The 20,005-nt window shown below is 63.0% G+C and carries 24 protein-coding genes; 14 read left to right on the top strand and 10 right to left on the bottom strand.

The window, feature by feature from the left end:
- Positions 1–104 precede the first annotated feature (104 nt).
- The 3 genes from ACERHN_RS13870 (at position 105) to ACERHN_RS13860 (ending at position 2,992) form a co-directional block, all read left to right on the top strand.
- Complete coding sequence (locus ACERHN_RS13870) at positions 105–314, top strand: DUF6525 family protein (RefSeq protein WP_415919611.1); 210 nt, start codon at positions 105–107, stop codon at positions 312–314.
- A gap of 166 nt (positions 315–480) precedes the next feature.
- Positions 481–1,935, top strand: coding sequence for an NAD-dependent succinate-semialdehyde dehydrogenase (locus ACERHN_RS13865; RefSeq protein ID WP_415919610.1), 1,455 nt, complete (start codon positions 481–483; stop codon positions 1,933–1,935).
- 22 nt (positions 1,936–1,957) lie between these two features.
- Positions 1,958–2,992, top strand: coding sequence for a zinc-binding dehydrogenase (locus ACERHN_RS13860; RefSeq protein ID WP_415919609.1), 1,035 nt, complete (start codon positions 1,958–1,960; stop codon positions 2,990–2,992).
- Between the two features lie 4 nt (positions 2,993–2,996).
- Here ACERHN_RS13860 and ACERHN_RS13855 read toward each other — a convergent pair whose 3' ends face one another.
- Positions 2,997–3,833, bottom strand: coding sequence for a nitroreductase family protein (locus ACERHN_RS13855; RefSeq protein WP_415919608.1), 837 nt, complete (start codon positions 3,831–3,833; stop codon positions 2,997–2,999).
- Between the two features lie 124 nt (positions 3,834–3,957).
- On the opposite strand from ACERHN_RS13855, the gene ACERHN_RS13850 reads away from it, so the two are divergent.
- From ACERHN_RS13850 to ACERHN_RS13815, 8 genes are all read left to right on the top strand, one after another.
- Positions 3,958–4,671: a succinate dehydrogenase/fumarate reductase iron-sulfur subunit gene (locus ACERHN_RS13850; RefSeq protein WP_415919607.1), complete on the top strand. Its 714-nt coding sequence runs from the start codon at positions 3,958–3,960 to the stop codon at positions 4,669–4,671.
- Positions 4,671–5,015, top strand: coding sequence for a succinate dehydrogenase (locus ACERHN_RS13845; protein ID WP_415919606.1), 345 nt, complete (start codon positions 4,671–4,673; stop codon positions 5,013–5,015). The genes ACERHN_RS13850 and ACERHN_RS13845 overlap by 1 nt, the downstream gene beginning before the upstream one ends.
- Entirely contained in the window at positions 5,012–5,362 is a 351-nt protein-coding gene (locus tag ACERHN_RS13840) for a succinate dehydrogenase (RefSeq protein ID WP_415919605.1), read from the top strand. The genes ACERHN_RS13845 and ACERHN_RS13840 overlap by 4 nt, the downstream gene beginning before the upstream one ends.
- Positions 5,362–7,119, top strand: a complete 1,758-nt coding sequence (locus ACERHN_RS13835; protein ID WP_415919604.1) for an L-aspartate oxidase — start codon at positions 5,362–5,364, stop codon at positions 7,117–7,119. Before ACERHN_RS13840 ends, ACERHN_RS13835 begins: the two co-directional genes overlap by 1 nt.
- Before the next feature lie 181 nt (positions 7,120–7,300).
- A complete protein-coding gene (locus ACERHN_RS13830) occupies positions 7,301–8,257 on the top strand; it encodes a fumarate hydratase (RefSeq protein WP_415919603.1) in 957 nt (318 codons plus the stop codon).
- Entirely contained in the window at positions 8,254–8,871 is a 618-nt protein-coding gene (locus ACERHN_RS13825; protein WP_415919602.1) for a DUF6434 domain-containing protein, read from the top strand. The genes ACERHN_RS13830 and ACERHN_RS13825 overlap by 4 nt, the downstream gene beginning before the upstream one ends.
- Positions 8,868–9,533, top strand: coding sequence for a fumarate hydratase C-terminal domain-containing protein (locus ACERHN_RS13820; RefSeq protein ID WP_415919601.1), 666 nt, complete (start codon positions 8,868–8,870; stop codon positions 9,531–9,533). Before ACERHN_RS13825 ends, ACERHN_RS13820 begins: the two co-directional genes overlap by 4 nt.
- Positions 9,534–9,540: 7 nt before the next feature.
- On the top strand, positions 9,541–10,287 hold the full coding sequence (locus ACERHN_RS13815; RefSeq protein ID WP_415919600.1) for a sulfite exporter TauE/SafE family protein: 747 nt from the start codon (positions 9,541–9,543) through the stop codon (positions 10,285–10,287).
- 3 nt (positions 10,288–10,290) lie between these two features.
- On the opposite strand, the gene ACERHN_RS13810 is transcribed toward ACERHN_RS13815, so the two are convergent.
- From ACERHN_RS13810 to ACERHN_RS13780, 7 genes are all read right to left on the bottom strand, one after another.
- Positions 10,291–11,034, bottom strand: coding sequence for a sulfite exporter TauE/SafE family protein (locus tag ACERHN_RS13810; protein WP_415919599.1), 744 nt, complete (start codon positions 11,032–11,034; stop codon positions 10,291–10,293).
- Positions 11,031–11,912 (bottom strand): LysR family transcriptional regulator, encoded by an 882-nt coding sequence (locus tag ACERHN_RS13805; RefSeq protein WP_415919598.1) that lies wholly within the window; start codon positions 11,910–11,912, stop codon positions 11,031–11,033. Before ACERHN_RS13805 ends, ACERHN_RS13810 begins: the two co-directional genes overlap by 4 nt.
- Positions 11,913–12,063: 151 nt before the next feature.
- Positions 12,064–13,347 carry a TRAP transporter large permease gene (locus ACERHN_RS13800; protein ID WP_415919597.1) on the bottom strand — a complete coding sequence of 428 codons (1,284 nt, stop codon included), beginning with the start codon at positions 13,345–13,347 and terminating at the stop codon, positions 12,064–12,066.
- 9 nt (positions 13,348–13,356) lie between these two features.
- The gene (locus ACERHN_RS13795) at positions 13,357–13,884 is read right to left on the bottom strand and encodes a TRAP transporter small permease (RefSeq protein WP_415919596.1); all 528 of its coding nucleotides are present in this window, start codon (positions 13,882–13,884) and stop codon (positions 13,357–13,359) included.
- 76 nt (positions 13,885–13,960) lie between these two features.
- The gene (locus tag ACERHN_RS13790) at positions 13,961–14,941 is read right to left on the bottom strand and encodes a TRAP transporter substrate-binding protein (RefSeq protein ID WP_415919595.1); all 981 of its coding nucleotides are present in this window, start codon (positions 14,939–14,941) and stop codon (positions 13,961–13,963) included.
- Between the two features lie 182 nt (positions 14,942–15,123).
- Entirely contained in the window at positions 15,124–15,597 is a 474-nt protein-coding gene (locus tag ACERHN_RS13785) for a peroxiredoxin family protein (RefSeq protein WP_415919594.1), read from the bottom strand.
- 40 nt (positions 15,598–15,637) lie between these two features.
- Positions 15,638–16,330, bottom strand: a complete 693-nt coding sequence (locus ACERHN_RS13780) for a GntR family transcriptional regulator (protein WP_415919593.1) — start codon at positions 16,328–16,330, stop codon at positions 15,638–15,640.
- Positions 16,331–16,564: 234 nt separating this feature from the next.
- Here ACERHN_RS13780 and ACERHN_RS13775 point away from each other — a divergent pair, with 234 nt between their 5' ends.
- Positions 16,565–17,308: an SDR family NAD(P)-dependent oxidoreductase gene (locus ACERHN_RS13775; RefSeq protein ID WP_415919592.1), complete on the top strand. Its 744-nt coding sequence runs from the start codon at positions 16,565–16,567 to the stop codon at positions 17,306–17,308.
- Positions 17,309–17,329: 21 nt separating this feature from the next.
- The gene (locus ACERHN_RS13770) at positions 17,330–17,641 is read left to right on the top strand and encodes a cupin domain-containing protein (protein WP_415919591.1); all 312 of its coding nucleotides are present in this window, start codon (positions 17,330–17,332) and stop codon (positions 17,639–17,641) included.
- Between the two features lie 3 nt (positions 17,642–17,644).
- Here ACERHN_RS13770 and ACERHN_RS13765 read toward each other — a convergent pair whose 3' ends face one another.
- Both ACERHN_RS13765 and ACERHN_RS13760 read right to left on the bottom strand, forming a co-directional pair.
- Complete coding sequence (locus ACERHN_RS13765) at positions 17,645–18,586, bottom strand: aminotransferase class IV (RefSeq protein ID WP_415919590.1); 942 nt, start codon at positions 18,584–18,586, stop codon at positions 17,645–17,647.
- 68 nt (positions 18,587–18,654) lie between these two features.
- Positions 18,655–19,665, bottom strand: a complete 1,011-nt coding sequence (locus tag ACERHN_RS13760) for a LacI family DNA-binding transcriptional regulator (RefSeq protein WP_415919589.1) — start codon at positions 19,663–19,665, stop codon at positions 18,655–18,657.
- Between the two features lie 149 nt (positions 19,666–19,814).
- Here ACERHN_RS13760 and ACERHN_RS13755 point away from each other — a divergent pair, with 149 nt between their 5' ends.
- Entirely contained in the window at positions 19,815–20,000 is a 186-nt protein-coding gene (locus tag ACERHN_RS13755) for a hypothetical protein (protein ID WP_415919588.1), read from the top strand.
- The last annotated feature ends 5 nt before the right edge of the window (positions 20,001–20,005 follow it).

The following is a 20,005-nucleotide window of genomic DNA, read 5'->3' as shown; positions in this document are numbered from 1 at the left end:
AGGGCGCAGCGGCCGGAGGGAACGCCCCCCGGGCTCCGGTAAAGCCGCGCGCGCGCAACCTTGGGCAAACAACGCTGCGCGCCAGACGGCGCGCGGATGATCCGATGCGCAGCTATGACGCGCTGCCTGCCCCGTTGCGGCGATGGCTGTGCCACGCAGCGCTGCCGTGGTCGCCCGCCTCTGCGCGCCGAATCTGGCAATCGGCGCAGGCCAAGGGTCTGAGCGAGGAAGAAGCGCTGCAATCACTGTCGCGGGCCGAGGCAAAGACACTCGCCCGCGACAGGTATAGCCCCGTGGCGGACCACGCCCACTGACAGACGGCGGCACCTAGCCCGACCATTCGATGCCGTATCTGTAAGCAGTGCTATGATCAGGCGTAAGATGAATTGGCTTTTTCATAGCCACACTTACCAATATACCCCCGCTCACCCCTGCCGCGTTTGGCGGCACGGGCAGGCGTGAGAACCGAGGGGCAAAGACATGCGTGATTTCGATGGTCTGCTGGTGCAGGCAAACCTGATTGGTGGCGCGTGGTGCGATGCCGATACCGGACAGACTGTGAGTGTCACGAACCCCGCGACCCACGACGTACTCGGGACCGTGCCCAATTGTGGTGCTGCGGAAACCGAGCGCGCCATTGATGCGGCGGCACAGGCGTTTGACGATTGGTCCCGCAGTGACCTGAGCGTGCGGGTCGGCCTGTTGCACAAGCTGCACGACGCGCTGATGGATCAACAGGAACCGCTGGCGCAATTGCTCACGGCGGAACAGGGCAAACCGCTGGCCGAGGCGCGCGGGGAGATTGCGATTGGCGCGGCCTATATCCGCTGGTTCGCAGAAGAGGTGCGCCGTGCCAAGGGCGAGATCGTGCCGGCCCCCACCGCCGACCGCCGCCTGATGGTCACGCGCCACCCGGTGGGCGTGGTGGCGGCGATCACACCGTGGAACTTCCCCTCCTCCATGCTCGCACGCAAACTGGGGCCAGCGCTGGCCGCGGGATGTACGGTGGTCGCGAAACCGGCAACGGCGACGCCCTATTCCGGTCTGGTCTGGGGCAAGCTCTGTCAGGATGTGGGCTTTCCGGATGGGGTGGTGAACATCCTCACCGGGTCCGCCCGCGATATTGGCGGCGCAATCATGGAAAGCCCGAGAGTGCGCAAGGTCACGTTCACCGGATCGACCGATGTGGGCAAGGTTCTGATCCGGCAATCCGCCGATACTGTGAAAAAGGTGTCGATGGAGCTGGGCGGCAATGCGCCCTTCATCGTGTTTGACGACGCCGACCTCGACGCCGCCATCGAAGGCGCGATGATCGCGAAATACCGCAACATGGGCCAGACCTGCGTGTGCACCAACCGGTTCTATGTGCAGGCGGGCATTCACGACGCCTTTGTCGCCAAACTGACGGCCGCGACAGAGGCGCTCGTTGTGGGTGACGGCAGCGCAGATGGCGTGCAGCAAGGTCCGATGATCGACGCAGGCGGCGTGGAAAAGGTCGAAGAAATGATCGCCGACGCCACCGCCAAGGGCGGCACCATCGTCACGGGCGGCAAGCGGCACGCGCTTGGCGGGACATTCTTTGAACCCACCGTCATGACCGGCGCCACCGCCGATATGCAGGTCGCACGGGACGAGATTTTCGGCCCGCTGTCTGCAGTGTTCAAGTTCGACACCGAGGACGAGGCGATTGCAGCGGCCAACGCAACGGAATTCGGCCTCGCGGCCTATGCCTACACCACGTCGCTGGGCCGGACCTTCCGCCTGAACGAACGGCTGGAATACGGGTTGATCGGCATCAACTCGGGCCTGATCACGACCGTTGAGGCGCCCTTCGGCGGCCTCAAGGAAAGCGGCATGGGCAAGGAAGGCGGCAGTCAGGGTCTCGAGGATTACCTGTCCGTCAAATACATGTGCGTCGCCGGTCTCGACCGCTAGGACATCAAGGGAGGACACCGACATGCGCGCAGCCGTCGTCCGCGATTTTCATCAGGATCTGTCGATCGAGACGGTGCCAGACCCTGCCTGTCCCGCCAATGGTGTGGTGCTGGAGGTTGCGGCCTGTGGCGTGTGCCGGTCGGATTTCCACGGCTGGGTGGGTGAGCATCCGAAGGTCAGCGATGGGTCCATCCTGGGCCACGAATATTGCGGCACGGTGGTCGAGGCAGGCCCGCAGGCCCGGCACCGGGTCGGCGACCGCCTGATTGCGCCGTTCATCCTGGGGTGCGGCGATTGTCCGGCCTGCCAGACGGGTGCGTCCAACACCTGCGAAAGCGCGGTAGTCCCCGGTTTTGGTGCACCGGGGGCCTATGCCGAATATGTCGCGGTGCCCTTTGACCACAACCTCGTGCATCTGCCTGACACCATGTCGCCCGCGCTGGCCGCCGGTCTGGGTTGCCGGGTGACGACGGCGTGGCATGCGCTGACGGATCGGGCGGGTGTGCGCGCGGGCGAATGGGTTGCGGTGCATGGCACCGGCGGCATCGGCTTGTCCACGCTGCTTCTGGCCAAGATGCTGGGCGCGCGGGTCGTCGTGGTCGATGTGGTTGCGGACAAGCTGACCCATGCACAGAGCCTGGGTGCCGATGCCGCCGTGAACGCGGTGGACGGCAATGTGGCCGAAGCGATCCGTGACATCACGGGCGGCGGCGCACAGGTGTCGGTCGAAGCGCTCGGGATCGAGGCGACCACCAACGCCTCTGTCGAATGCCTGGCGACGCTGGGCCGTCACGTGCATGTGGGCATGCCCGCCGGTGACGGGATGATGCACATCAACATGCGCGCCATCTATGCCAAGCAGCTGGCGTTTTACGGCACGCGCGGGATGCCATCGTGGAAGTACCCCACCCTTCTGGGCATGATCGAACGGGGTGACGTGGACCTGAGCCCGATGCTCGACCGGACCATCGCCCTGTCCGGCGCAAGTGATGAATTGCGCGCGATGAAGGGGCCGACGCCGCCCGGCACGGCTGTGATCACCGATTTCAGAACCTGACGCGTCAGCTCAGGTCAAAACCGCGGGCGCGCACATAGGCGCCAAAGCCGCTCCGTTCCGGCACGCTGTATTGGCGCACCTTGTCTTCGGACCAGGTGTAAGGGTCAGCGTGCCCAAACTGGTCGGTTTGTCGTTGCGTGGCATAGGGTTGCGCAGAGGCGCGGTCCGCATCGTAGCGGTCCACTGCCGCGCGCAATCCGTCCTCGCTGTAGCGATCCACATGACACGTCACGCCCAGAGGCAGGCGTTTGGTGATCTGCGCCGCAGCCTTGGGAAAGCCGAACGCAAGCCCCGCAAAGGGAAAGACGTGATCCGGCAGGCCCAGCAGGTCCGACACCGCCGCCGCCTCATTGCGCACCGCACTGATCGGACAGCACCCGAGGCCCAACGCCTCGGCCGCCGTGACAAACGCCCCGAGGCAGATGGCGGCGTCACAGGCCGCGTTGAAGAACGCATCAAGGTGGTCATTGGCAAACGGCACCGCGCGCCAGTCATGCAGCATCCGCTGGCGTCGGTTGTTGCCGCAGAACACGGCGATCATCGGGGCCTCTGCCACCCACGCCTGCCCTGCCACCAACGCGGCAAGCCGCGCGCGAATGGCTGGCGATTGCAGCAGGACGATGTCGCGCTGTTGCAGATCGCTTTTGGACGGGGCGGCCAGGGCCGTGGCGCACAGGGTTTGCACCAGCGCGTCCGGCACCGGATCGCCTGCAAAACGCCGGCACGACCCCCGCGCCGCCATCGACCGGATCAACGCCCCGCCCTCGACACCGCCGTCCGGCGCATCGTCATAGCGCGCGGCAAACAGCGCGGCCAAATCCGTATCAGACCCTTGAGCCATATCCATCCCCTTGCATCTTCAAGCAGCGCTAACAAAAAGCGAAAGAATAATTCGCGTTTATAAAGCCGCGCTATCAGCTATCTTGTCCGGAACCATACGCGGCATCCGGGGCGCCACACCAGTCATGACCGAAAAGACGCTCAAAGTGACGATCGAACGGGGACCCGGCGCGCAGTCGGCGTTCGACGTGCCCGCCTATGAGAACCAGACCGTTCTCGACGTCGTGTCCTGGGTGCAGCAGAACGCCGATCCGACGCTCAGCTACCGGTTTGCCTGCCGCGTGGGCATGTGCGGCAGCTGCGCAATGATGGTCAACGGGGTGCCGCGCTGGACCTGCCGGACACATATATCCAAGGTGACGGACGGTGACGCGGTGACCATTGGCCCCTTGCGCAACCTGCCGGTGATCAAGGATCTGGCCGTGGACATGGATCCGTTCTTTGACAAATGGGTCGCCGCCGAAGGGGTGCATCACGGATCGCTCACTCGTGACGACCCCATCGCGCCCGTAGACGCGGCAAGCACGGCGCGCGTCGAAGCGAATGCCGGCATCGAATGCATCAACTGTTCGGTCTGCTATGCGGCCTGTGACACGGTGGCGGGCAATCCCGACTATCTCGGCCCGGCTGCATTGCAGCGCGCGTGGACGCTGCTCAACGATGCCAAGGACGACGGACGCGCCGCCATCCTCGATGCGGTGTCGGGCAGCGGCGGGTGCCACAACTGCCATTCGATGGGATCGTGTACCGCATATTGTCCCAATGAGCTGGACCCGATGTCCGCCATTGCCGGGCTCAAGCGGGAGACCGCGAAATCGTTTTTCCGGCGGGGGCGCTGATGCTGTCCTTGCGACTGTACATGCTGCAACGGATCACGGCGATGATGATGGCGCCGCTTGTCCTGGGGCATCTGGCGGTGATGATCTATGCCATTCAGGGCGGGTTGAGCGCCGCCGAAATCCTTGGGCGGACCCAAGGGTCCTTGATGTGGTTCCTGTTCTACGGCCTTTTTGTGGTCGCCGTGGCGGCCCACGGGGCCATCGGTCTGAGGACAATTGCGTTTGAATGGGGTGGCCTCAAGGGGCGTGCGCTGGAGGCATTCATGTGGGCCGTGGGCCTGGTCCTGTTTGCATTGGGCGCACGGGCGGTCTGGGCCGTGACCTTTGCCGGAGGGGGCGCATGACAGCACGCGATATCACGTCACGGGCACACCCATTGTGGCTGGCCTATATCCTGCACCGACTGTCGGGCCTTGCGCTGGCGCTGTTTCTGCCGCTGCACTTCCTTTTGTTGGGGCAGGCTCTGAACGGGGCTGCGGCACTGGACAACGGTTTGCGGTTTTCCGAGATGTTTGCGTTCAAACTGGCGGAGTTCGGGCTGGTGTTCCTGCTGGCAGTGCACATGTTCGGCGGTTTGCGGCTGATGGCGCTGGAATGGTTGCCATGGCCTGCGCCGCACAAAACACTGGCCGCGGGTGCCGCCGCGCTCTCCTTCTGCATCGCGGCACTGTTTTTTATGAGGGCCATCTGATGCGCGTTTCTGACATCGAACGGCACGACACCGACATCCTGATCCTTGGCACGGGCGGAGCGGGTCTGTTCGCCGCGCTGCACGCCAAGCAGACCGCGCCCGAAGGCACGCGCGTGACGATTGCGGTCAAGGGGTTGATCGGCAAATGCGGATGCACCCGCATGGTGCAGGGCGGCTATAACGTGGCGCTTGGGGGTGGCGACACGGTTGAACGGCACTTCATGGATACCATTCAGGGCGGCAAATGGCTGCCCAATCAGGACATGGCATGGCGGCTGTGCGAGCAGGCCGTGGTGCGCATCCGCGAGTTGGAAAACGAGGTTGGCTGTTTCTTTGACCGCAATGCGGACGGGTCGCTGCATCAAAAGGCATTTGCCGGGCAAACGGCGGACCGCACCGTGCACAAAGGCGATCTGACGGGCATCGAGATCATCAACCGGTTGATGGAAAAGGTGCTGGCTAGCGGTGTCGAGAAGATGCAGGAGCATCGCGCCGTGGGCCTGATCCCGACGCGCGACCGCTGCGCGCTGGCCGGGGTTCTGATGATCGACATGCGCTCAGGTCGCTTCCGGCTTGTGCGGGCCAAGACGGTGCTGATGGCGACGGGCGGTGGCCCGACCATGTACAAATACCACACGCCGAGCGGTGACAAGACGATGGACGGCCTTGCCATGGCCCTGCGCGCAGGGCTGTCCTTGCGCGATATGGAGATGGTGCAGTTCCACCCTACGGGCCTGCTGGCCGGAGACCATACGCGGATGACTGGAACAGTGCTGGAGGAGGGGTTGCGGGGTGCCGGTGGCCAGCTGATCAACCACGCCGGACAGCGGTTCATGTTCGATTACGACGGCAAGGGCGAACGCGCCACCCGCGATGTGGTCAGCCGCGGCATCTATGCCGAGATGCGCAAGAACAACAATCCCGAGCAAGAGGGCGTGTTCATCTCCATGTCCCATCTTGGCCCGGACTGGGTGGCGGAGAAGTTCAAAGGCATGGTCAAACGCTGCGCCGACAGCGGGTTCGATCTGGCTGCGGGCAAGGTCGAGGTGGTGCCGACCGCGCATTATTTCATGGGCGGTGTGGTGGTCGATGTGGACACGCGCACGGCGATGGAAGGCCTCTATGTCGCGGGCGAGGACGCGGGCGGCGCGCATGGGTCGAACCGGTTGGGCGGCAACGGGGTGGCGAATTCCACCGTCTATGGCGGCATCGCGGGCGATACGATGGGGCGGGATGTGGCGGGGATGTCCCTGCGCGAGCCGGACAAAGACGTGTTGGCCGCCGAGTTCGAACGCGCCACCTATCCCCTGAGCCGGAAACCGGACCTGATCCTGCCGCTGCGCAAGCAGCTTCAGGACCTCATGTGGGACGAGGTCGGCGTGATGCGGACCGAGGCGGGGATGCAACGGGGCTTGGACGGTATCGCGCAGGTGTCTGATGCCCTGATGGACGTGGGCGTGGAGGCCTCGAACCTCGCCTTCAATCTGACCTGGCACGACTGGCTGAACCTGCGCTCGCTCTGTGACATCTCCGAAGTGATTACAAAGGCCGGGATCGCCCGTGAAAATTCCCGCGGTGCGCATTACCGCGAGGATTTCCCCGGAGACGGCGGAATGGAAAACAGTGACTTCACCTTGGCCACACGCGAAGAGGGCAAAGTCAAAGTCACCCGCGCACCTGTGCAATTCACCATCGTCCGCCCCGGTGAAACGATCCTGCCCGAGGGTGAGCCCGAGACATTGGTGGCGGCGCAATGAGTGTTGCCCAAGGGAGGAACCGGCGCGCATGCGCCATGCCCGACCTCCCCCCCGGGAGGGCATACAGCAACAGCGGCCCACTTGCGCAAACGGCAGCGCTTCAAAACACCACCTGCGCTGAATTGGTCCGCCTCCCGAGGTCGGGCATGGCGCACACGCTTGCACATAATGGAGACGTGAAATGATCCCCATCTCCCTCATTCAATCCACTGCCGAGGTCCTCATGGACAAGGCCGCCATCGAGATCCCGCAGGACTACCTTGACGGCCTGCAACAGGCGGCCAAGACAGAGGATGGCGACCTGTCGTCCTTTGTTCTCAAGGCGATGCTGGAGAATTACGAGGCGGCCAAAGAGGATCGCCGCGCCATGTGCGGCGATACGGGTGTGCCACGCTGGTTTGTGAAACTCGGGAACGAGGCGCAGGTCGAAGGCGGGATGTGCGCGCTAGAAACGGCCCTGCGCCGCGCCACCGCAAACGCCACGAACGGTGTGCCGCTGCGCCCCAATCGCGTGCATCCGCTGTGGCGGACGGATCACGACAACAACGTGGGCATCGGCGCGCCCGAGATCGAATACGGGTTCGAACCCGAAGGCGCGTGGATCGACCTGATCACGGTGCACAAGGGCGGGCTGTTTGGCACCGACTACCGCATGCTGTTCCCGAGCGACGGCATACAGGGGATCAAGCGGTTTTACCTCGACAGCCTCATGGCCTTTGGCAAACGTGGGCTCGCCTGCCAACCTGCGATCATCGGCATCGGGCTGGGCGGGTCCAAGGACATCTGCATGACGCTGGGCAAACGCGCCTCGACCCTGCGCATCGTGGGCAGCCGCAATTCGGACCCGCGCATTGCCGAGATGGAGGACGAGTTCAAGGAGCTGGGCAATTCCATCGGCATGGGGGCGATGGGGTTCGTGGGCAAGAACATGGTGATCGATTGCAATATCGAGGTCGGGTATTGCCACACAGGCGGGATGCCGATGTCGGTCCACGCATTTTGCCTGTCTTCGCGTCGAGCGGTGGCGCGCATCCATGCGGATGGTAGGGTTGAGCACCGCACCGACCCGGATTGGTTCACGCCGTATCAGCGTCGCGAGACAGTCGACTGGGAACCGCAGCGCGAGGCAGCGGAATGAGCGGCGCCGTCGATACGCGCCCGGCGATTGACACCATCGCTACTGGGGCCGAGCTCCGGCGCTGGTACTGGCGCAAGGACGAGTTGGTGCCGCATGCCCGTGCTCTGGGGGTCAAGACGACGGGCGGCAAGTTCCGCATTCTCGACCGGATCGCACATTGCCTCGACACTGGCGAAACGGTGTTTCCCGGCGACACGGCCACGCGCGCGACATCCAAGTTTGACTGGCACGCAGCCCCTCTGGACGATGAGACGATCATCACCGACAGCTACAGAAACAGTCAGAATGTCAGGCGCTATTTCAAGTCGCGGCTGGGCGACGGGTTCAAGTTCAATACGGCATTCATGGAATGGATGAAGGCAAACACCGGCAAAACGCTGCGCGATGCCTGCGCGGCCTTTCCAACGCTCGCCAAGGTGCCGGGACAGACGCGGATCAAGGACCACAACCAGTTCAATCAGTACACGCGCGATTTCATGGCCGACAATCCCGCGCTGACGATCGATGATGTGCGCAAGGCGTGGGCGGCCCGCATTGCGCGTCCGTCCGACACGGGGCGCCACCGCTATGACCGCGCTGACCTGCGCTTTCTTGACGAAGGGGATGCACCATGAGCCCGCGCGAAGTCCGGCTGTCCACCACCCCCACCGACGCGGCCATCGCGGACCTGCGCCTTGGCGACGTCGTCTATCTCGATGGGCTGATGTACACCGCGCGCGAAGGCGTCTACATGCGCGCGCTGGAGGACAAGGCCAACATCCCCATGGAGCTGCCCAGCCAGTCGGCGGCCAATTTCCACTGCTCCCCTGCGGCGCGGATCAATGCGGACGGATCCTTTGACATGGGCGCGGTCACAGCGACCGCGTCGTTCCGGTTTGCCAAGTGGTTGCCCGAATGGATGGCCAAGACGGGCGCCAAGCTGATCGTGGGCAAGGGCGGCATGACGTCGAAGGACTACAAGGAATACTTCGTACCAAACGGGGCCGTATACCTGTCCACCGTTGGATATGGCACCGGCGCGCTGCTTGGGCGCGGGGTGGAAAGCGTGGAAGCGGTGCATTGGAACGAAGAGCTTGGGCTGGCCCAAGCGATGTGGGTGATCAAATGCAACCGCATGGGACCGTTCATCGTGGCGTCGGATATGAATGGGGATTGCCTGTTCGAACGGGAGAACGCCAAGATTGCACAGAACGTGGCGCGGGTTTACGAGGGCACGAAACCCGCGGTTCTCAAACGCTATGGCGAAAGTGACGACCGCACTGACGAGGTGATCTGAGGCATTGATGCCCGACCTGTCCCTGATTGCGTTTGCGACGCTTGTGCTGCTGCTGGCCGGGACGGTCAAAGGGTTCATCGGGCTTGGCATGCCGACCGTTGCGCTGGCGCTTTTGACGCTGCAACTGGACGCGCGCGCGGCGGTGACGCTGGTTGTGGTGCCGATGCTTCTGAGCAATGTCTGGCAGTTCTGGCGGGGGCCGGACCGGATGGGCTGTGTGCGGCAGCATTGGCGCTATGCCGTGATCCTGGCCATGTGTGTGGCAGCGACCGTTTGGGCCAGCCAGTCGGTGCCCGACCGGGTGCTGCGCGGGGTGCTTGGGGCATTTGTTCTGGTGTTCTGCTTTTTCAGCTGGCGGAACATGGTGCCGGACATCCCGCCGCACCGGGTGCGCGTGTTTGAAGCGATCAGTGCGGTGATTGCCGGGCTTGTCGGCGGTCTGACGGCGGCATGGGCCCCGCCGCTGGCCATGTATCTGACCGGTCTGCGTCTCGACCGGGATGCGTTTGTGCAGGCGCTCGGCTTTCTGATCACGGCCGGAAGCCTGTCGATTTTCGTGATGTATGTCGCCGTGGGCCACAGCACGGGTCCGGATCTGGCGCTGTCGGCCTATTTGCTGATCCCGGCACTTGCGGGGTTCACGTTGGGCGAACGGGTGCGGCACCGCACAAACCCGGAGCTGTTCAAAAAAGTGTTCCTTGGCGCGTTTGCGGTGCTTGGGGTCAATCTTCTGGTGGGGTCGCTTGCGGGCTGATCTTCAGGTCAGCTCACTCAGAAGGATCCCGGCCCCCATGACTAGCGTCAGAAGGATCAACAGACGGCGAAAGCCCGTATCGCTCAGCCGGTGAAAGACGAAAATGCCCACCTGTGCCGCCAAAAGCCCGCTTGGGATGGTGATCAAAAGCGCGCGCAGCGCCGTTGCGTCATAGCCCCCCCTGAAAAACAGCAGGGTGACGGTCGTGCTGAGGATCACCATGTTCAGCGGTTGCAGGACGGCGCGTGTTTCCGACTTGGTCCACGGGCGGATCGACAGCCACATGGACGGCAGCGCACCCGAAACCCCTGCGGTCCCGCCCAGCACACCGCCCAGAAACCCGACCATCACGTCGATCACCGGTGTTTTGCGCGAAAAGGCGGGCAGCGCGCTGCGAAACCCGAAATAGCCGCCATAGAGGATCAGGAGTGCGGCAATCCCGATGCGCAGGGTCTGCGTGTCGATGACGTTCAGCAGGAAAAGACCCAGCGGGACGCCGATCAGGCCGGGCACGACAAAGCGCAAGAGCCGGTCGGGGCGGGCAAAGATCGACCCGCGCACGATCCACAGCCCCTGTATCCCCACCAGCACGGACATCAGCGCAACGATGGCCACCGCTGTCGTGGGCGGCAAAACCACGAGGTAAAAGCCAAGGGCAAACAGGGCCGTGCCGGTGCCGGACAATCCGTTGATGAACCCGCCCGCGGCGGCCCCGAGCACGAGGTACAGGATCAGGTCGCCGCTCATGATTGCGCGGCTGCGATCACACCCGACAGGGCGGTCTGCAATTCATCAATGGCCTTCGTCTTGAGCGGGTCTTGCGTGTGGACAAGGCCAAGGGTCCGGTGGGGCGCATCCGCACCAAGGCTGAGCCGTTTCACACGGATGGCGTCGGGCGGTTTCACCACCGGGTCCGGCACAATCGACACGCCCAGGTTCGAATGCACCATGCTTGCGATGGCCTCCGGGCTGTCGAGTTCCATGGCTTCGTTCACCTGCAGCTTGCGCGACAGGATCCAGTTGTCGATCAGCGCGCCCACGACGGCGGTGCGGTCGAACCGGATAAAGGGCCGCGTCGCCAAAAGCTGCATCGGATCATCAAGCGGCTCTTCCACAGCGGCAATCAGGTGCATTGGTTCGACCGCAAGTTCGTGGAACACCACACCCACCGGCATCAGGTGCGGGCGCGTGGTGATGGCAGCGTCCAGATTGCCCCGCTCAATCTCTGCCAGCAACGTCGCGGTCAGGCCCGGTTGGATATAGATGCCCAGGTCAGGGTACTTCGCCTTGAGCACGGCCATCGCCTGCGGCACCAGCCCGGTCAGGGTCGTGCGCAGCACGCCGAGCTTGATCGTACCGTCCAGCCCGCCGTCTTCTATGACCGACGACACAAGCGTGTCGTAGTCCGCAATGAGACGGCGCGCCCGCGCCACGATCTGATGGGCAGCAGGGGTCAGGCGGGGTGTGCGCGTGCTGCGGTCAAACAGGGTAATGCCAAGGTCCGCCTCAAGCGCCTGCATCTGCTGGCTGACGGCGGCGTGGGTGATGTGAACCACCTCGGCGGCGGCGCTGAATGTCTTGGTCTCTGCCACCGCAACAAGGGTGCGTAGCCTGCGAACCGTCATTTTCCCTCCGCCCCTTGGCCGCCGCAATATCGGGGTCCGGATGCCATGCTACTGCAAGGCCGTGGCGGGTTCCATCGGGATAACGCGTGGCGCGCCTTGAGTGCCCGCCCCGGGAAAAAGGCGCGCAGTCCGCACTGAACTGCGCGCACCGCTACCCGCCGATGAGTGCAGGAAGCGTCAGGGAGATTGCAGGCACAAAGGTGATGAGCATCAGCGCCACGAAAATCGCGAGGTAGAAGGGCCAGATTGTCCGAACAGCCTTTTCCATCGGCAACTTGCCCACGGCACAGCCGACAAACAGGCAGGATCCGACCGGCGGCGTGCAAAGGCCCAGCCCAAGGTTCACCAACAGGATCATCCCGAATTGCAGCGGATCAATCCCGAGGCTGTTGGCCACAGGCAGGAAGATCGGCGTGCAGATCAGGATCAGCGCTGCCATGTCCATGATCATGCCCAGTATCAGCAGCACGAGGTTGATCATCAGAAGGATCAGGATCGGATTTTCGGTCAGCCCCGTCAGCAGGTCCACCATCAGCGTGGGCACCCGGTAGAAAGTCAGCATATAGGCAAATGCCCCGGCGCAGGCGATCAGGATCATGACCATCGCCGTCGTGCGCACCGATGAGATCACGGCGGTCTTGAACTTGTCGAACGTGATGGAGCGGTAGACGATCAACGTCACGACAAAGGCATAGATCGCGCCAAAGGCACCGGATTCGGTCACGGTGAACACGCCCGACAGCACGCCGCCCACGATAATCACCGCCGTCAGCAGGCCCGGGATCGCTCCGAAAAATGCAATCAGCAGAGCGGTCCAGCCGGGAAACTTCTCTGCGGCATAGCCGCGCTTCACCGCAACCAGATAGGCCGCTGCAGCAAGGCACACGCACATCAGGATACCCGGCACGACACCCGCCAGAAACAGCTTGGAGATCGAGATGCCGCCGCCTGCGGCGATGGCAAAGATGATCATGTTGTGGCTCGGCGGGATGATGATGCCCGCGATGGACGAGGTCACGGTGACGTTGACGGCGTAATCGGCGTCATAGCCTTTTTCCTTCATCACCGGGACAAGGATCGACCCAAGGGCCGAGATGTCGGCGATGGCCGAACCCGAGATGCCACCAAAGAGCATCGACGAGAACACGTTTACGATGCCAAGCCCGCCGCGCACGGCACCCACCGCCGCCTGCGCAAAGCGGACAAGCCGCATGGCAATGCCGCCGTGGAACATCAGATCGCCCGCAAAGATAAAGAACGGGATCGCCATCAGCGCAAAGACGTTGATGCCGGAAATGATCCGCTGGAACCCGATCATCAGCGGCAGACCTTCGAACCAGAAGGCTGCAATGGCGGAAATACCAAGTGCAAACGCGACCGGGGTTCCGATCAGAACGCATAAGGCGAAGACGCCCAAGAGGACTGCAATTCCCATGGTCGGGTCCTATTCGATACTGTCTCGACGCTCATCCACACCCAGACACAGGCGAATGAGGTGGCCGATGGAAAAGAGCAGGATCAAGCCGCCCCCGATGGTCAAAGGCAGCGACCGCAGCCCTTCGGGCACCTGCAGGAGCGGAATGAGAGAGCCCCATTTGAACACGGTGAGCTGCCAGCCGTACCAGAGCATCAGACCGCCAAAGCCCGCCATGGCAATGTCCGAAATCACGACCAGCAGCGACCGGATGCGCTTGGGCACGGCACTGCGCACCAGCGACACGGACAGGTGTGTATGTTCGTGCACACCCACAGCCGCCCCCAGAAACGCGATCAGCATCACCAGAAGCAGCGCCACCTGTTCCACCCATGTGGGCGTCGCGTTCAGGACATAGCGGCCAAAGACCAGCCAGCCGAAAATCACCGTCAGCACAACCAGCGCCACGCCCGTCAGGATCTTGCACAAGAGCGCGATGGCATCGAGCACGGCGGTCATCGCGCGCAGCCTGGATGGCTGGTGCAGAGTGTCAGTCATGTGATGTTCCCCCAGAGCGATACCCGGCTCCGCGGCAGCGGAACCGGGTCGTGTCAGAGCGTGGCTCGGATGCCGATTACTCGGTCGCCTGGATCAGTTCGACCAGAGGACGCAGGTCCGGGTTGCTTTCGAAATACGCCTCGTAGACAGGGGCCATGGCCGATTGGAACGGGCCCTTGTCCGCGATTTCGTTCACGACCACGCCACCGGCTTCGACCGCTTCGCGGCTGGCGGCTTCGCGGGCGGCCCACAGCTCACGCTGGAGCGTTGCGGATTCCTGTGCAGCCTCGGTCACGGCAGCCTTCATGTCGTCCGACAGCGCGTCAAATGCGGCGGTGTTCACACAGATGCATTCCGGGATGATCAGGTGCTGGGACAGTGAATAGTATCCCGCGACTTCGAAATGGCCCGTGGATTCGTAGGATGGCCAATTGTTTTCGGCCCCGTCCACAACACCGGTCTTGAGCGCCTGATACACCTCGGCAAAGGCCATGGGCGACGGGTTCCCGCCCAGTTGGGCGATCATGCCGGTGAAGAGATCGTTGTTCATCACGCGGACCTTCATGCCTTCGACATCCGCAGGCGTATTGATCGCCTTTTCACCGTTGTAGAAAGACCGCGCACCCGCGTCATACCATGCCAGCGGGGTCAGCCCCTTGGCCGCCATGCCAGCGGCGATGGCGGCACCGCCCTCGCCTTCGAGGACGCGGAACATGTGCGGCACGTCCTTGAAGATGAACGGCAAGGACACGACGTTCGCCTCGGCCACGATGGGCCCGATGGGACCCAGGTTGAAGTTGCCCACCTCGAGCGCGCCTGCGCGCACCTGCTCGACGGCATCAGGCTGACTGCCCAGCGTGCCGCCGTGGAACATCTGCAGCGTGATCTCGCCACCCGTCTTTTCCGACAGAAGTTCGGCGAATTTGTCCATCGCGACTGTGTTGGGATAGCCATCCGTGTGGATGTTCCAGCCGCGCCAGTTGTCGGCGCTTGCCGTTACGGCCATGACGGCGATTGCGGCCGCACCGGCCAGTGTTTTGGTGAAGTTCTCGAACATTGCGTCCTCCCTGGAGACTCAAGCCAGTTTGTTGTGATGCCGTGCCGGATGGCGACGCGGGTCCGCCCGCACACCACATCCGCCACGACAGGTCTGGCGTTTTGATGCCCCAAAGGATTACTAGTATACCAGTTTTGTCAACAAAAAATATTCCGCCCCGCATCCCTCAGCAAAGCGAGCGCTCAGGCGGTGCCGCGCACGGGTCGGTTGTTTTCGATATTGAAGGTCATGCCGTCCAGCAGTTCGGCCAGATCAGGCCGCGCAGCAGGTCCGTTGGAGATATCGACGAGCATCAGCGTCCCGTCCGGTCGGATGCCAAAGGCGCCCGGTTCGGCAAAACGCTGCGTTGTCTCCGCCTCCGACAGGGGGTCAGACACGTAAAGACCCAAGGCGCGCATCTGATCTTCGCTCAGGCCAAATCCCAGATCGAAGGTCCAGCCGAATTCCGCCTTGTCCGCCTGCGCCTTGTCGGCGGTGTCCGCCGAAACGACCAGCACATCCATCACGGACGTCCACGCGGACAGCGCATCGTTCAGCTTGTTGAGGAACCGTTTGCAACGCGGGCAGTGCCGCCCGCGGTAGACAAACAGCATGGTCCACCGGTCCTTCGCATGCCCCACGGTCGCGGTGCCGCCGCCCACCAGATCAAATGTCATCGGGTTGACGGGTTCTCCGACGCGGGGCCTCGCATGCATATCAGGTGTCCTCGGGCATGAAGTAGTTGGCGTTGCTCTGCGATATCTGGTCGATCGTCTCATCGAGGCGCGACAGGTGGTGCACACCTGCGGCGATGGCGGCAGCGGCATCATGATTGCGCACGGCTGTGGCGATCGCGCGGTGATCCTCGACCAGTTCGGGCACCCGGTCGCCTTTTGACAGGCTCAGCGTGCACAGGCGGTCCACCTTGGACTTTTCCGCCATGATCACATCAAAGGCGAACTCCGCCTGCGCGATCCGGCACAGCAATTGGTGAAATTCATAATCCAGCGCATTGAACCGTTCGATGTCGCGCGCCTGCATCGCGGCATCCTGCAAGAGCAGCGCGGCATCAAGTTCGGCGGCGTCCATATCGCCGCACCGGGCGGCGGCGCGGGCCAGCACTTCCTTTTCGACCGCCAACCGGACAAAGCGCGATTTGACGATTTCGCGCATAGAAAACCGTTTGACCTCGGTGGCGCGCTGCGGGCGGATCAACAACAGGTCCTGCGTGGCCAGACGGCTGAACGCGTCGCGCACAGGCTGGCGGGACACGCCGAATTTCGTTGCGATATCTGCCTCGGAAATCTTGTCGCCGGGCCGCAGACGCAGCGACGCGATCTCGTCATACAGATAGGCATAGATGTCATCCACGCTTGTGCGCCGCGCACCGATTCGCGTTACCTGGGCCATGGGGCGGTCTCCGTACCGTGTTCGTCTTGTGCGTGGTGTACCGAGTTTGCGGTGCGACGAACACTGTAATTGCAAGCCCGCAGGTCCAAGGCGCTGCCGGATACCATGGCACTGCGCGACGTTCCCTTCAACACTGATTGACTAGTATACCAGTTTTGGAGAAAAGTGAACTCGAATCTGGATGACGGCGCGCATTGCCCGGCGTCCCTCACACAGTCGAGACGAGGTCGGACCATGAAACTTGCAGGACAAACAGCCATCGTGACCGGGGGGGGACGCGATATCGGTCTGGCGGCGGCGCTGAAGCTCGCTGCGGAAGGGGCGCAGGTCGCGATCAACTATTTCTCCAGCAGTGCGGGCGCGGACGCGGCTGTGGCACAGATCACCGCGCAAGGCGGGCGCGCCTTTGCATTGCAGGGGGACATGACCCGGCAGGCGGATGTGGATGCGCTGGTGGATCGCACTGTCTCGGAATTTGGCGGCATCAACGTGCTGGTGAACAACTCAGGCGGTTTGGTCGCCCGCAAGACGATTGCAGAGATGGAACTGGACCATTGGAACACTGTCATGGACCTGAACCTGACCAGCGTGTTCCGCATCACCAAGGCCTGCCTTGCCCATATGACTTCGGGCGCAATCGTGAACCTGGCAAGCCAGGCCGGGCGGGATGGCGGCGGTGCGGGGGCCGTGGCCTATGCCACGTCCAAGGGCGCGGTCATGACCATGACACGTGGCCTGGCCAAGGAGGTCGGCCCGAACATTCGGGTAAACGCGCTGTGCCCCGGTATGATCGACACCGATTTTCACAACGTCCACACGGCGGATGCGGCGCGGCGCGGGTACGAGGCATCCGTCCCGGTCAAACGCCAAGGCACGGTCGAGGACACGGCGAACCTGATCCTGTTTCTCGCCTGTGACGACTCGGCGTTTATCACCGGGGCCAATATCGACATCAACGGCGGCATGCTGTTCTCGTGACCGGTCAAAGGAGCTTCTGACATGACGACATTTCCAGTGGTTGAGACCGGCGCAGGCGTGACGCGACAGGTCATGGCCGACCACCCGGACCTGATGGTCGTCGCCTTCCGCTTTGACCGTGAAGGCGCCGTTGGCGCGCTGCACGATCATCCGCATGTGCAATCCACCTATGTCGAGCACGGGCGGTTCCGGTTCACCATCGGTGCCGAGGAACGCGAGGTCGGCCCGGGCGACAGCTTTGTCATCCCCACCGGCGTCACGCATGGCTGTGTCTGCCTGGAGCCGGGCACGTTGATCGACTGTTTCACGCCCCGGCGCGACGATTTCCTGTAGGTCTCAGCGCGCCTGATGCGCGGCCACATCGGCGCGGATCAGCTCCTTGTAGAGTGCCTGGATGCGGGCCATCACGGGGCGGTCCCCGGTGCCAATCGGCTTGCCATCAATCTCTGCCACGGGGGTCTGCGCGCCGAACGTTCCGGTCAGGAACGCCTCGTCCGCGCCGTAGGCCTCATAGAGCGAAAAGTTCTTTTCAAACACGGGAATGCCATTGTCGCGGCACAGGTCAATGACCTTTTGCCGGGTAACACCGTTCATGCAGTAATCCCCGGTCGAGGTCCAAACCGCGCCGCGCCGCACGATGAAGAAATTGCAGGCGTTCGTCGTGTTCACGAACCCGTGCGGGTCCAGCATCAGTCCCTCATCCGCGCCCGCCTGCTCCGCCTGCAAACAGGCGATGACGCAGTTCAGCTTGGAATGGCTGTTGTATTTGGCGTCCTGCGCCATGGGCAGCCCGCGCACCTGTGGCACTGTGGCCAGACGGATGCCGCGTTTGTGCAGGGTTTCGACCGGCCTCGAATGTTCCATGATGATGACCAGCGTCGGGCCGCTGCGCGACAGCGATGGGTGCTGGAACGGTTTGACCTTGATCCCCCGCGTCAGCATCAGGCGGCAATGCACATCCGTGTGCATGTCGTTGGCCTCTGCCGTGCGGCGCAGGGCGTCCATGATCCCGTCCCGGTCCATGCCCACATCCAGCGACACCGCTTTGCAGGAGTTGAAGAATCGGTCCATGTGTTCGTCAAAAAACGCCCACACCCCATCATAGAGGCGCATGCCCTCCCACATGCCATCGCCCAGCATGAACCCGCTGTCATAGACCGACACCTTGGCGTCATCGCGGTGCACGATGTCACCGTTGACATAGATCCGGATGTCCCTGTTACGGGCGTCTTCATCGGCGTCGTGCGTGGTGATGGCGTGGCTGTCGTCTGGGGTCATGGCGTCCTCGGGTCCGTGTCGCGCCCTGCCTAGCAGCTTCGCCCGCGCAGGTCAGCCGGAACGCGCCCTCAGCGCAACGCCCTGAGCGACCCGCGCAGTCTGAGCGCGCTTTCCAGTTGCTCGGACACGCCGGGGCTGTCGCCCTTGACCATCTTGACCAATTCAACGGCGGCGCGCCGCCCCATCTCGCGGTGCGGCACGTGCACGGTGGTGAGTGTCGGTGTCAGGATGCGGGCCAATTCAATGTCGTCGAACCCGGTGATGGAGACGTCGTCGGGCACCGACAGGCCCATCTCGCGGGCGCGGCGCATCGCTCCGGCGGCCAGCACGTCGTTGCCGCACATGACCACCGTCGGGCGGTTGGGCGCCTGCATCAATTGCTCAAACGCCTGCGCGCCATTCTCGATCTCGTACGGTGTCTCGATGACCGGCGTGCGTGACGGATCGAGCCCATTGTCCTTCAAGCCGTCCATGATCCCCTGCAACCGGCCTTCGGCGCGGTCATTGCCCTCAACCGTGCCGGAGATGACGGCGATGTCGCGATGCCCCATTGCGATCACCTTGTTGGCAAGCACCTGCATCGACGTACGGTTGTCAAAGCCGATACAGGCCTGTTGCATGTCCTTGCGGTACGCCCACGCAACAAGCGTCGGGATGGTCCGTTGCCGCAGGAATTCATAGATCTCCGCATCCCGCGCATATCCGATCAACAGCAGGCCATCAGCCCCCCGCGCCACCAGCGAACGCACCTGCTCGGCCTCGATCTCGGGGCGGTACGAGCTGCTCGACACCAGCAAGGTGTAGCCCTGGTTGTGCAACTCTTCCTGAAACGCCTGCAGGCCGCGCGCGAAAATCGCGTTCTCCATCGTCGGGATAATCGCCCCGATGGTGAATGTCCGTTTGGCCGCCATCACCCGCGCGCCGAAATTCGGCGTATAGCCGAGGTCGTCAATCGCCTGCATCACCTTGGTACGAGTGCCTTCCACCACGCGCTCGGGCGAATTGAGGCATCGGGACACGGTGGCCGTGGACACCCCTGCCCGTCTGGCAACGTCATCAAGTTTTGGAGCAGTTCGCATTCAGGACAGAGCCAGTCATCGCAGCCTTTTGGTTTTTTTGAACGCAATCTTCCATAAAGTCAAAGGCTTCACCGCAATGTAAGCGCTTGCACGAATCGAATGTAAGCGCTTACAGTGCTGAGAGAACCGAAACCTGTCAGGGTCCCGAAATGTTTCTTGCCGCCTCCGTGATCGTCTTTGTCGTCTATTTCGCCAATGTCGCTCTCGGGGCTTTCGCATCGAGCGCGTTTTTGGGGGATGTCGGGGAAATGCTGGTTCTGTTTGCTGCGTCGATCCTGTTTGTCGTCGCGATTTTGCAAAAAGAAGCTGACCGCAAGAACAAAGACGGCAGTTAAGAATT

This window comes from Tateyamaria rhodophyticola (assembly GCF_047777875.1).
Taxonomy (GTDB): domain Bacteria; phylum Pseudomonadota; class Alphaproteobacteria; order Rhodobacterales; family Rhodobacteraceae; genus Tateyamaria.
This window is presented reverse-complemented; position numbering and strand designations above follow the sequence as displayed.